Below are 12,380 nucleotides of genomic sequence, written 5' to 3' on the forward strand. Positions count from 1 at the left end.
ATGGCCGTAGCGATATCACCGGACACCACGTCAGCACCTTCGCCGCCCCCAACGATGCACACAAATGGATCGCCGAAAACTGGCGACGAACCAGAAAGGCCGGACGATGAACGCAACAAACCTGCCCTATATCGAGCGCATTCCCGACCCCGACGAACCCGGGCGCCAGCTCGCCGAAATATGCATCGAGATCATCGACCGGAGGGTCCATATCCATACCGGAATCGAAGAAGACCACACGACGATGAGCCTGCAACAGGCACGGCGGTACTACGACGGCCTACTCCGGGCAACTGAAGCTGCCGCGCATTACCGGGACGACCTCGACGCCGTCGCGAGCACGTGACGGCACGCCAGCATGACAGCGCCTAAAAGATTGGCTAACGCGGAGGCTCCGCCTCCTTGTTCCTCATTTTCGCTCACCCGTTCCCCACCAGCGCGGCAGCATCCAGGCTGTAAGGCACACTAAAAAACAGCGATCGATCCCCCTGCAAACAAAGTAGGCAACCGTGAACACCTCAGCGTCCACCATCCCGTCGGCCGACTCGTTCCTGGCAAGCGGAGACTTCTGGAGCAACGTCCTCATCGGAGGACTCATCCTGATCGCGATAGCCAGCTGGCGCACACGGTCAATGGGCCGACTGATCCCCAGAATCCTCCTATGGGGCTTCACGTGGTTCATCGTCATGACGATGGGCGCTGGCTGCGACACCGCCAGGTGAAATACCCCAACAACATCCTGGAAGGCGACCATGGTCGGCTGAAGCGGATCCTCGGGCCGAAAGGCGCGTTTAAGAACCGGACATCTGCATATCGGACGTTGAAAGGGATGGAGGCGATGCACTCATTGCGGAAAGGGCAAGGCACGATGTTTGCCTACGGGCAACCGAACCCGGACGCGGTGATCGTCAACCGGGTCTTCGAGACGGCCTGAGAACGCCCACACGCAGCGGCCATCAGGGAATGAGAAACTGAGTCTTCGCTGCTCTCCCCCCAACTTTGCAACAGCACCCTCGTGAACCGGTTGGCCCGTGGGCGCTACTGACTGGGTGAGAGCTGCGATGGGCAGTGCGAGGTCGTGGGAGGCGAGAGTACAGAGTGGCGTGGTCAGGTTCAGCGGTCGAGACGGATGAGGCGTTGCTCGTCCGAATCGGCGCCGCCGATGAGCGTGCCCTCGCTGAGCTCCACGCGCGCTATGCGTCGGTGGTGTTCGGCTTCGTCCTGGCACGGACGCCGGACCGCGGGGTCGCGGAGGAGGTCAGTGCTGACGTGTGGCTGGGCTGCTGGCGATCGGCGCGCGCGTTCCGGCACGACAGTCGGGTGCTGACCTGGCTGCTGGGGATCGCGAAGCGGCAGGTCTACGCGCACACCCGGCGTAAGCGTCTGGCACAGGTGCCGCTGGATGAGTCCGAGTACGCGATCCCCGCGGACGACAGTGATCCTGCCGATCTGGTGGCGTCCGCCGAGGAGGCCCGTGCGCTTTTGGCGGCGTTGAGTGCGCTTCCCGCCGATCTGAGCGAGGCCGTTCGGCTGGCCTGGGTGCACGAGCTGCCGTACGAGGACATCGCAGAGCTGGTGGGCGTCCCGCGGGGAACGATAAAGAGCCGGGTGTCTCGCGCCCGGCGCCTGCTGTGCGAGGAGTTGAGGAGGAACGATGACTGAACACAGTGCTGACACCGGCGGCGATGACGCCTTCCGTGAGGTCCTGCGCCGTTGGGAGAGCGAACAGGGCGAGGCGCCCGCGTTCGATCTGATCCGGCGTCGGATCGCGAGCGCACCGTCTCCGATGGATGCTCCCCGGTGGCCTGCCCGGCGGAGTGCGAAGTTGGCAGCGGTTCTGGCATGGGCGCAGATGCGGGTCGTGCCGTGGCTGATCTTGCCGGTCGCCCTGGTGACTGTGACGATGGCGATCTTCGCGGCCCGCTTCTTCGGAGTGACACAGGGAGGATCGGCCGGCGACACCGGGTTCGCTTCCGTGATGCTCGCCGGGATCGCGGTCACGGTGACGATGGCGCTGTCGTCCGCGAAGCCCGACTCGATCGCCCTCGCGACCCCGCTCGGCCCGCAGGTGGTGGTGCTCGCACGGATCGCTCTCGTGCTGGTCGTCGACGCCGTCACCGGGCTTGCGGCGTCCGGCCTGGTATCGGCCTGGGGGTATACGAGCGGCCTGCCGGAGGTCGTCGCGAGCTGGCTGATCCCGGTCGCGCTGGTCGCGGGAGCCGCGACGTTCGCCTCAATCTGGGTCGCACCCTGGGCCGGCATCGCCGCCGGGTTGGTGCTCATCCCCATGGCCGCCCCGGTGTCCGAAGCGATGTTCTTCTTCGGCCTGTCCGGGCTGCTGTGGAACGCGCTGACCCCGCTCGGCCTGCTGGGAGCAGGCGCGGCCCTACTGGGTGCGGCCGTCACGACGGCGCGGCGGGCCGCGATCAGCGGACTGCAATCCGCGTGAACCGATCCGCCTCACCCCGCTACTGACCTTGTAGATGCAGATTCTCAAGAGTTCAGGAGCAGGAAGTGACGAGAGCAGCGATCCGAGCACAGGGCCGACGCGCCGGCCTGATGGTGCTCGCTGGGCCGATCCTCGCCGGGGCCGTGGTCGTCCTCGCAGGCTGGTTCGCGGCCGACGCCTGGCAGCCCTCGCAGGCGATGACACTGGTGAACTGGCTCGCGCAGGTGTTCGTGATCGCCACCGGTGTCTGCGCCGCGGTCGCCCTCACGGGTGACCCGCTGATCGAGTTGCACGAGTCCACGCCGACCGGCTTCCGGCGCGTGCAGTTTCTTCGCGCCGCGCTGGTGGCACTGTCCGGGCTGAGCGGTGCGACGCTGATGTTCTTCCCCCTGCACGCACTGCGGGTCTGGCCCCGCGACGAGGGCTGGACGTCGGTGGCGTCGCCCGCCGGCGCGGTCGTGATCATGATCGTCGTCGCACTGGTGGCCGCGGCGTTCGCGGGCACGGCATCGACCACCACCATCGCGGTCGTGGCGGCATGGATGTTCCTCGCGATGCTCTGGGACCCCTACGTCTTGCCGCTGCCGCAACAGCGCGGCATCCCGTTGCTCGTCTCGGCCGGACTTCTCGTCGCCGTCTGGCAGCGGCTCGCCAACGCGGAACGCAACATCGCAAAGGTGGTCGCGGCATGACGGTTCTCGCACTCGCTCGCACGCACTCGAAAGTCGCCCGGAGGCAGAAAGCGCTGTGGTTCACCGCGATCCCGCTGACTGTGTTCGCCACCCTGCTCGCGGTCATCTCACCGGCCCGGCCCGGCACCGGAGGCATCGAAGACCTCGCGTTCTCCGCACAGCTGATCGTGATGTTCACCGGCGTCGCCTACGCCGCCGCGTTCGCCGACTTCTTCACCGCCCCCTCACGGCTAGGTATCAACGAACTCGAAGCCTCAACCCCGGTACGCCCCCTCGCCCTGCACACAGCGAGAATCCTCGGCACCTTCGGCGTCGTCGTCGTTCCCGCACTGGCGGTGCTCCTGCTCATGGGCGTCGTGCAGACGCTCAGCGGGCATCCTTGGTCGATCCCGGTGGCGGTGGCGGTGACCGCGACGATCGTCGTCCCCGGCGTCCTGATCGCCATGTCGTTGTCGGCCCTGCTCGGCGCGATCCTGCCCCGCGCACTCGGCCGTATCGCGGGCGTGCTCGTCTGGTTCTTCCTGATCTTCTCGTCCTCGCTCCTGCCGCTGCCCACGCCGAACGGCACCGTGCTCACCGTGATCGGCGATGCGGTCGCCAGCGGTTACTTCGACACCGACCCGATCTACCCGCCCGCCGGTTCGCTCGCGTTCGACGGCACCGTCTGGACCGCGACGCTCTCGCTGGTTGCACAGCTCGTCATCATCGTCCTTCTGCTCTCTGCCGGGTCCGCGCTGACCGGGCGCATGGCCAAGCGTTGAAAGGAAGCCGCATGTTCATCTCCATCGACCACCTGGGCAAGGACTTCCGCAAGAAGCCCGCCGCTCTCGATGACGTCACCCTCGATCTGCCGCAGGGCATGATCGGGCTGCTCGGCTCCAACGGTGCCGGGAAGACCACGCTGATGCGCATCCTGTGCGGGATCATCCAGCCCACGAGGGGCCGGGTGCTCATCGACGGGCACGACCTCGCCGACGCCGGTGCGCGCCGGGCGGTGAAGAAGACGCTGGGCTACCTGCCGCAGGACGTGGAGCCGTACCCGAACCTCACCCCGCTCGAGTTTCTCGACTACGTCGGCGTGCTCAAAGGCATCGACAGCGCGACCGACCGCAAGCGGCAGGCCCGCGAGCTGGTCGCCCAGGTCGGCCTGAACGACGCTAAAGATCGCAAGGTCGGCGGGTTCTCCGGCGGCATGCGTCGGCGGGTCGGCATCGCGCAAGCACTCATGGGTGACCCGGAACTGCTCGTCGTCGATGAGCCCACGGCGGGATTGGACCCTGAGGAGCGGATGCGGTTCCGCACCCTGCTGGCGAGCCTCGGGCACAACCGCACGGTGATCTTGTCCACGCACATCCTCGATGACGTGGCGCAGACCTGCCCCTACGTGTTCGTCCTCCGGGAGGGACGCCTGCGCTACGACGGACCCACTGACGGGCTGATCGACGCTGCCCGAGGCCGCACCTGGCTCACCGCCTCCCGCACCGCGCCTCCACCGGAGGACGTCACCGTCGTCAACGCCACCACGACCGGTGCCGGCACGCAGTACCGGATCGTCACCGACACCCCGCCTGCGGACGCGACGCCGGTCGACCCGAACCTTGAAGACGGCTACATGGCCCTCACGATCCCGAAGGAGCACGCATGAACATCCACCGCACGACCATCCGCATGTCCGCCGCGGTAGCCGCGGCACTGCTCGCCCTCGGCCTCGCCGGATGCAACGGAATGATGAACCCCGAGGATTTCCCCGAAGATGGCCCTACCCGCACCGCGACCAGTAACCCGCAGGACGTCACGGCCGATGACTTCGGCCATTCGTGGAACCTCGACGTGGACCACGGCACCGTCAGCTGCGAGAAGAATGACAAGGGCGATCCCGTGCTGCGCTTCACCTCTCCCGACGGCACCGAATACGCCCTCAACTCCGTGGACGAGAACGCCGACCTGCCCCCGATCGGCGACATCTCCGACGGCTCGATCGGCACGCTGCGCACCTTCGCGTTCACCGTCTGCGACGCCTGACCCAATACCAGAGAGGAGCCGCTGTATGACAGTCCAACCCACACCCACCCCGGCACCGCAGATGGCGATCCGCTGCACCGACGTGCGCCTGCAGCGCGGCGACACGGTCGTGCTCGACGGCCTCGACCTCCACGTCCAGCCCGGGCGCGTCCATGCGCTGCTCGGCCGCAACGGAGCCGGCAAGTCCACCACGTTCCGGCTGCTGCTCGGACTCATGCAGCCCGACTCGGGAACGATCGACGTCCTCGGCCAGCCCCCGGCGTCCGGCCCGAAGAACCGGGCCGCACTGGAACGCATCGGCGCGAGCATCGACGGCCCCGCGATCTACACGCACCTGAGCGCGTTCGACAACCTCCTCGTGCACGCCCGGCTCACCGGGGTCGGACGGGCACGGATCGAGAAGGTGCTCGACATCGTCGGACTCGCCAGCACGGGCCGCAAACGCGCCCGCCACTTCTCGATGGGCATGAAAGCCCGGCTCGCACTCGGCATCGCCATCCTCACCGAACCGGACGTGCTGATCCTCGATGAGCCTCAGAACGGTCTGGACCCGCAGGGCATCGTCGAGCTGCGCCAGCTGCTCCGCGACTACGCCGCCGCGGGCCGGACGGTCCTGGTCAGCTCCCATCAGCTCGGCGAGATCGCGCAGCTCGCCGATGACATCTCCGTCCTCGCCGACGGCGTCTGCCGCTACGAAGGATCCCTCGCAGACTTCGCTGCCCCAGGACGGTTGGAGGAGGAGTTCCTCAGGCTGACCATGCCCAGCGCCACACGGCAGGAGGCTGCATGATGGGCGCGCTCACCTCTGCGATCCGGGCGGAAGCAGTCCGCACGAAAGGGTCAGCGGCGGCTGCGCTTCCCTGGGTCGGGATCATCCTCGCCGGCATCAGCACTGCCGGCATCCTCATCACGCCCGAGAACCAGGAACGCGCGGCACTGCTGTGGCAGACCCTCTACGTCACCGGCATGGCCGCACCACTCATGACGCTCCTCGCCGGCCTCACCACCGTCCGCGAGACCACCGCCCGAGACGGCGGCACCCTCTGGAGAGCCACCAGCCCGCGCACCATCATCGTCGCGCGATTCATCGTCCTGGCCGGCCTCTCCGCCCTGTTCCACGCGCTCGCGTTCTGGCTCGTCATCCCGCTCGCCGTCGCTGTCGGCGCCCCGACCGATACTCCGCGCCTCCTGTGGGCCGGTCTTGCCTGCTGGGTCGCGACGCTCGGCCTCCTCGCGCTCGCGTTCATGCTCACCGAACGGTCGGGCACGATCCCCGTGTTCCTCGCCGCCTGGGTCTGGCAGGTCATCGGCGCTCTCGCCGCCGAGACAACCGCCTGGTTCGCGATCCCTCCGACCTGGGCCGTCCGAGCGATGCTCCCGGTACTCGGAGCACACCAGAACGCCGAACCCCTCGCCGCCGGCGACCCGCTCGCCACCGAATCACCCGCCCTGGCGCTCACGCTCAGCGTCCTCCTGACCGCACTCGTACTGGTTCTGCGAGTGCTGCTGCCGGGCACGCTCCGCATGGAACGCGGCACGGACAGCCGACCGGTCGGACGCCGCAGCACCCGGGAAAGCGCCGTCGGCGCGATCCGTGCCGTGATGCGCTCCCGCGCCGTCATGCCGCTGTGCGCTGCCGCGATCCTGCTCGCCGTCGCCACCGCCGCGATCTACCCGAACTCGTACCTGCTCGGGCTGCACACCTACGCGATGCTGCCCCTCGGGGCCTGTGTCATCGCCGTGCTCACCTGGCAGGCTGTCCTTCCGGGATGGCGGGTGCTCATCCTCCGCAAGGCCGCGGTTCCCGCCGCTGTGCAAGCCTGGCTGCTGCTCTGGGTCAGCGTCGTGTCCGTGGCGGTGACGGTCACCGCTCTCGCCAACTCTGTACGACGAGGCCACAGCAACGCCACATCCCTGCTCGCCATCACCCAATCCGGGATGCTCTGGCTGATCCTTGGCATCGCGGGCACTCTAGGGGCGCTCTGGCTCACCGTCCGCTTCGGCGCTGGCTGGGCGCTCGGCGCCGCGGTGATCTTGACCATCGTCGGCGTCACCCTCGGCGGCGACATCCTCGCCGATACCTGGCTGTGGATTCTCGGACCCACAGCATGGCCGCTCTCCGCTGACACGCCGCAACGATTCCTCGTCGCAGCGCTGGTCGCCTCCGCGTTCGCCGTTCTCACCTGGCTCCTGAGCACACGCGCCATGCGCAACGCTCCCGCGAGAGCAGCATGACCAGGCGCTTCCGTTTGGTCTGGCGGGTTTCCGCACCGATGGCCGCTGCCGGAGCAGAGCGCTGGTTTAGACAGCAGCAATGAGTGGCCGCACGACTCTCCCCGCCTTTGTCAGCGCGTACTCGTACGATCCATCGCCCCATCGGGCCGGCTGCCTATAACTGCGTGCGGCTCGTCATCGCGCGCGATGGCGCGGCGATCGTGTTCTCCGAGTTCGGCGAGCAGCCCGTCAGCTTCGGCGATGCGATCCTGCTCGGACCCCACGTGCTGTGCGGAATCGAACCCGAAGGGCTACTGACCTTCACGACGATCTACATCGACACCGACCTCGCGTTGGATCAGTTCTTCTGGCAATACTCCACGATCCTGCACGACCGCCTCGACGCCCAGGGCTTCGCGGAGAAGATCTACTCCGAGCCCGCGCAGGTGCTTCACCTCGGCCGGAATCGGGCAGGCCTGGTACTGCCGTGGGTGGATGAGATGGTCACGCTCAGCGCCGAGGGCCAGTTCCATTAACGCTTCCCCCGGTTGCAGTCGCTCTGGTTCGCGGTCGTGGACCTCATCGCCCTGTATGTCCGCGTCTCTCCGGTGCGGCTGACCAGGCTGCAACGCGCACGCTCCCGCCCGACCTCCTCCCATGAGCGAGCGCATGGTCCGCTGCGTCGCGAAGCGATACTCGTCCGCGACCTACTGCACCGTCAGATCGTCCGCCCATGGACGCTGGCAGAGCTGGCCGACTTCGTGAGTCTCTCCCCGAAACAACTCACGAGGGTGTTCACCTCCGCATTCGGTAAGACCCCGACCGCCTATCTGACGATGCTGCGCGTCCAGGAGATGGCGTGCCTGCTCCGTGACACCAACATCACCGTCGCCGCTGCCGGGCAGCGGGTCGGGTGGCGCAGCCGATCACGCGCGACCGAGGCGTTCATCGCGCACACTAGGATCGCACCGAGTCGGTACCGCGACATGCAGCCCGTTGCCACCGGCGTTCCATGACCAACAGAACCGCGGCGCGAGCAGCGCGCCGACGCTTTCTATAGGCCTCGAGATGGCCCCTCGCGTCGCGGATCGCGCTGGTGCGGGTCGTGCTCGAACGCATCGTGGAGCTGCCGTACCCGCTCTGGCCCGTACTCGGTGACCAGCAGCGGTGCTGTTGCAAAGTTGGGGCAGTAGGAAGATCGACGTGAAATAATCACAGCCATGGGTATCGTCTCCGGTCGTCGTTTCCCCGTGACATCATTCTGTGGGCAGTGCGGTGGTACTGCCGCTACGGGGTGAGCTACCGAGACTTGGAGGAAATGATGACCGAGCGGGGCGTGCCGGTTGATCACACCACGATCTACCGCTGGGTCCAGAAATACGCCCCTGAGCTGGACAAGCAAACACGGTGGTACCGGCAGGTGCCTGACTGGCAGGCCAGTTCCTGGCGGGTGGATGAGACCTATATCCGGGTCGGCGGCAGGTGGTGCTACCTCTATCGGGCGATCACCGCCGGTGGCCAGACCCTGGACTTTTACCTCTCTCCGAAGCGGAACGTGGCCGCAGCGAAGCGTTTCCTGGCCAAGGCCCTCAGATCCAATGCGTCAGCCGGGTATCCCAGAGTGATCAACACCGATAAAGCACCCTCCCTAGCCAGGGCAATCGCCGAGTTGAAGTCAGAGGGAATCTGCCCGCCAACAGTGGAACACCGGCAGGTGAAATACCTCAACAACATCCTGGAAGGCGACCATGGTCGGCTGAAGCGGATCCTCGGGCCGAAAGACGCGTTTAAGAACCGGACATCTGCATATCGGACGTTGAAAGGGATGGAGGCGATGCACTCATTGCGGAAAGGGCAAGGCACGATGTTTGCCTACGGGCAACCGAACCCGGACGCGGTGATCGTCAACCGGGTCTTCGAGACGGCCTGAGAACGCCCACACGCAGCGGCCATCAGGGAATGAGAAACTGAGTCTTCGCTGCTCTCCCCCCAACTTTGCAACAGCACCCTTCATCAGGCCTCACGTGAGTCCATGGAAGGCGAAGCCGCCACCTGGACTCCCTTCCTAGACGTCTACCGCACCGTCTGTGCTCCCTCCACGTTCGACGACACCGACATCTCAATCGAGGACGTCCTCGGCTCAATCGACACAAGCACACTCAACTCTGCACCGGAGACTCCGGATAGTTTCGCCGCCGCCATAGACACCATGCTCACGGCGCTGGGCAACGAGGACATCGCGGCCACACTCCCGCCGACGGCCAACGTCGACCACTCCGTTCAGGCCGGCGAGCACAAACCCGAGCTGTAGGCATCCTGCAGGACAACACCGGCATGCTGGCACGCCGTCCTGCGGGCATGCCACCACACCTCCAAGACACACGGCGTCTGCGGTGTCCGACCGACAGGATGGACGCAAGTCACCGCCTGCCAGAACACCCTGCGAAACAACACCCTGAACTGCGGATATCCACAAACAGGTTGAACTTCAGCAATCACGGCAGTACCCTCAGGTTCAGAGGCACCGACCCGAGAAGGATAAAGCTGGGTTCCCGAATGGGAGTAAGGCACTAGGCCGAGAATTCCTTTGCTCCGGGGGTCGGTGTCCTTCTATTTCTTAGGCGCTTTATTTTTCAGCTTATCCAAGTAGCCGCCTGGATCTTCAGACAGGCGACCGACGATAAAGTCGACAGTGTGCGGATTGTACACATAAGATGCATTCTTCTCATGCTCCGCACTCCTATCATAGCTAAATCGTGCATCTCCCTTCATATGATGCCCCGCCGTAAAAAGGGTGAAGTCATACATATTGAAGCGCAAACGAACCTCCCCTCCACGGGAAATCTTGATGCCCTCCCTCCTGGGGCGCTTGTTAACTTTCTCCACAATGACACCCGGAGTATACGGATAATAGCTCATTGCATCCTTGACATCTTTGACTATCGCCACCCCCGCATCAGCATCACGAGCGACAAAAACATTCAGATCAGCATCCCCCTCCTTCTTGACAAGACGCAGGCTAGTCTCAAAGACCGCGGCAACCTGCTGATTTCCCTCAGGGCCAGCGGCGTTGGAAAGGTGCCCCTTTCGCTTCAGCAACTCCTGAGCAGTAGCTACATCATACTTCGCCCTAATCACATCCGGCTCAATACTGCCCCGGCGTATAGCCAGAGCCAAATGATTCTCTGGCATGATCTCACTAACCGAGTCGCCATGCAGATCCTCCAACTGGTCGGCATAATTGGTCACAGAAGCCTGCAAAAACGGCCCATAGAATAGCTCATACTCGTCTGTTATGAAATGCGTATTGGTATTTCGGAATCGAATCAACTCCCGCATATTAACCCTGAGTGGCGACTTTTCATTGGTATATATCTTCTTTAGGCAGTCCTCAAGAGCAATAGTGCGGTCAGGATTGTCCGAGTAATAGATCGAATCAATGCCTCGCTCATCAATGAGATACGCCTTCAACATGAGCTCCCATGCATTACAAAGGAAAATTGAACACGCTTCCGCATGATACTTAAGCGTAGGCCTGTTGTAGAGTTCAACGGCTCTTCCGGATCTGGGGTGCGTAGCCGGGATGAGGTACCAAGTATGAGGATCGGGACCCACCACAAGATATAGGGGTCCCTGGTGCGAAGATGAAAGCTCCTACACAACCATCTTTCGCCCCGAGGACCTATGCCCGATTCTACGTCTCTTATTGCTGACACCATCATCCGGACCGTTGAACTCGGCCTGACCATCACGGGCGCCGCGATCGATGAGCGCCACACGTGGATCACCTGCCGCCCGGTGGAACAGGATGCCTCCTGCCCGGCCTGCGGGATGAAAGGCCGGCTGCGTGATCACCGGATCCGTGAACTCGTGGACCTGCCCGTCGTCGGGCATCCCACCCGGTTACGGATCCGGCTACCCCGTTTCACCTGCACCAACACCGCCTGTGCGACAAAGATCTTTCAACAGCAACTCGTGTGCGCGAAGCGGAAAGCCAAGCTCACCGACCGCTGCACCCGCTGGATCCTCCAGCGCCTGGCGATTGACCGCATGAGCGTTGCCGCGATCTCGAAGTCCCTGGACATCGGCTGGGATCTGGTCAACCAGGTAGCCCTCGAACAGGCCTGGGAGCTGATCTACGCTGATCCCACCCACCTGGCCGGAGTCCGCGTCCTGGGGGTGGACGAGCACAAATGGAAACACCGCCGCGGCGACGGTACTCCCGGTTTCGTCACCGTCATCGTCGACCTGACGCCGAACGTGGACGGCACCGGGCCCGCCCGGCTGTTGGACATGGTGCCGGGCAGATCCGCTGAGGTGCTGCGCCGCTGGCTCGCCGCCCGGGAGAAGTCCTTCCGCGACCGGGTGAAAGTCGTGGCGATGGACGGATTCGCCGGCTACCACACCGCCACCACCGAGCAGCTGCCGAAGGCGAGGAAGGTGATGGACCCGTTCCACGTCGTGCACCTGGCCGCCGACAAGCTGACTATGACCCGGCAGCGGATCCAACAGGACACCTGTGGGCATCGCGGCCGGTCAGGGGATCCCTTGTACGGGGTGCGTCGGATCCTGCTAACCCGGATGGGACTGCTGACCGACAGGCAGAAAGCGAAGCTGGACGCGGTGTTCGCTGATGAGCGGCACACGGCTGTGGATGTCACGCACTGGACGTATCAGGACATCATCGCAGCCTATGAGCATCCTGACCGTCGGGTCGGGAAGAGGTGGATGTACAAAATCATGTGCCGGATCCGGAAAGATCTTCCCGCCGGGGTCCAGGAGCTGGGGCAGTTGGGCCGGACGATGTGGAAACGACGGGCCGAGATCCTCGCGTACTTCGACACCGGCGCTTCCAATGGCCCCGTCGAGGCCATCAACGGACGGTTGGAGCACCTGCGTGGCATCGCACTCGGGTTCAGGAACCTCAACCACTACATCTTGCGGTCACTGATCCACTCCGGAGGGTTCCAGGCCAAGATCAACGCACTCTAAAACCGGAAGGG

The 12,380-nt window shown here is 64.6% G+C and carries 14 protein-coding genes and 2 pseudogenes; 15 read left to right on the forward strand and 1 reads right to left on the reverse strand.

Annotated features, from left to right (window positions below; genetic code table 11):
- The first annotated feature begins 64 nt into the window (after positions 1-64).
- The 14 genes and pseudogenes from CFREN_RS10040 (at position 65) to CFREN_RS10105 (ending at position 9,688) form a co-directional block, all read left to right on the forward strand.
- The gene (locus CFREN_RS10040; protein ID WP_209652175.1) at positions 65-346 is read left to right on the forward strand and encodes a hypothetical protein; all 282 of its coding nucleotides are present in this window, start codon (positions 65-67) and stop codon (positions 344-346) included.
- A 357-nt stretch (positions 347-703) separates the two neighbouring features.
- Positions 704-934: pseudogene (locus CFREN_RS10045) on the forward strand (DDE-type integrase/transposase/recombinase); the annotation flags it as partial.
- A 203-nt stretch (positions 935-1,137) separates the two neighbouring features.
- Positions 1,138-1,662: an RNA polymerase sigma factor gene (locus CFREN_RS10050; RefSeq protein WP_209652173.1), complete on the forward strand. Its 525-nt coding sequence runs from the start codon at positions 1,138-1,140 to the stop codon at positions 1,660-1,662.
- Positions 1,655-2,449: a hypothetical protein gene (locus CFREN_RS10055; RefSeq protein WP_209652172.1), complete on the forward strand. Its 795-nt coding sequence runs from the start codon at positions 1,655-1,657 to the stop codon at positions 2,447-2,449. Before CFREN_RS10050 ends, CFREN_RS10055 begins: the two co-directional genes overlap by 8 nt.
- Before the next feature lie 65 nt (positions 2,450-2,514).
- On the forward strand, positions 2,515-3,141 hold the full coding sequence (locus CFREN_RS10060) for a hypothetical protein (RefSeq protein ID WP_209652170.1): 627 nt from the start codon (positions 2,515-2,517) through the stop codon (positions 3,139-3,141).
- Complete coding sequence (locus CFREN_RS10065) at positions 3,138-3,902, forward strand: hypothetical protein (RefSeq protein ID WP_209652168.1); 765 nt, start codon at positions 3,138-3,140, stop codon at positions 3,900-3,902. Before CFREN_RS10060 ends, CFREN_RS10065 begins: the two co-directional genes overlap by 4 nt.
- An 11-nt stretch (positions 3,903-3,913) precedes the next feature.
- Positions 3,914-4,786 (forward strand): ABC transporter ATP-binding protein, encoded by an 873-nt coding sequence (locus CFREN_RS10070; protein WP_209652166.1) that lies wholly within the window; start codon positions 3,914-3,916, stop codon positions 4,784-4,786.
- Entirely contained in the window at positions 4,783-5,163 is a 381-nt protein-coding gene (locus CFREN_RS10075) for a hypothetical protein (RefSeq protein ID WP_209652165.1), read from the forward strand. The genes CFREN_RS10070 and CFREN_RS10075 overlap by 4 nt, the downstream gene beginning before the upstream one ends.
- Positions 5,164-5,188: 25 nt before the next feature.
- On the forward strand, positions 5,189-5,953 hold the full coding sequence (locus tag CFREN_RS10080; RefSeq protein WP_410206861.1) for an ABC transporter ATP-binding protein: 765 nt from the start codon (positions 5,189-5,191) through the stop codon (positions 5,951-5,953).
- A complete protein-coding gene (locus CFREN_RS10085; protein WP_209652163.1) occupies positions 5,950-7,398 on the forward strand; it encodes an ABC-2 family transporter permease in 1,449 nt (482 codons plus the stop codon). Before CFREN_RS10080 ends, CFREN_RS10085 begins: the two co-directional genes overlap by 4 nt.
- Before the next feature lie 164 nt (positions 7,399-7,562).
- Positions 7,563-7,913: a hypothetical protein gene (locus tag CFREN_RS10090; RefSeq protein WP_209652161.1), complete on the forward strand. Its 351-nt coding sequence runs from the start codon at positions 7,563-7,565 to the stop codon at positions 7,911-7,913.
- A gap of 36 nt (positions 7,914-7,949) precedes the next feature.
- Positions 7,950-8,393 (forward strand): helix-turn-helix transcriptional regulator, encoded by a 444-nt coding sequence (locus tag CFREN_RS10095; protein WP_209652159.1) that lies wholly within the window; start codon positions 7,950-7,952, stop codon positions 8,391-8,393.
- A 204-nt stretch (positions 8,394-8,597) separates the two neighbouring features.
- Positions 8,598-9,307 (forward strand): annotated as a pseudogene (locus CFREN_RS10100) (IS6 family transposase).
- A gap of 102 nt (positions 9,308-9,409) precedes the next feature.
- Positions 9,410-9,688, forward strand: coding sequence for a hypothetical protein (locus CFREN_RS10105; protein ID WP_209652157.1), 279 nt, complete (start codon positions 9,410-9,412; stop codon positions 9,686-9,688).
- A gap of 299 nt (positions 9,689-9,987) precedes the next feature.
- On the opposite strand, the gene CFREN_RS10110 is transcribed toward CFREN_RS10105, so the two are convergent.
- Entirely contained in the window at positions 9,988-10,992 is a 1,005-nt protein-coding gene (locus CFREN_RS10110; protein WP_290252834.1) for a DUF3644 domain-containing protein, read from the reverse strand.
- Between the two features lie 69 nt (positions 10,993-11,061).
- On the opposite strand from CFREN_RS10110, the gene CFREN_RS10115 reads away from it, so the two are divergent.
- Positions 11,062-12,369 carry an ISL3 family transposase gene (locus tag CFREN_RS10115; protein ID WP_209651956.1) on the forward strand — a complete coding sequence of 436 codons (1,308 nt, stop codon included), beginning with the start codon at positions 11,062-11,064 and terminating at the stop codon, positions 12,367-12,369.
- The last annotated feature ends 11 nt before the right edge of the window (positions 12,370-12,380 follow it).

The sequence above is a fragment of the Corynebacterium freneyi genome, assembly GCF_030408835.1.
GTDB classification, from domain to species: domain Bacteria; phylum Actinomycetota; class Actinomycetes; order Mycobacteriales; family Mycobacteriaceae; genus Corynebacterium; species Corynebacterium freneyi.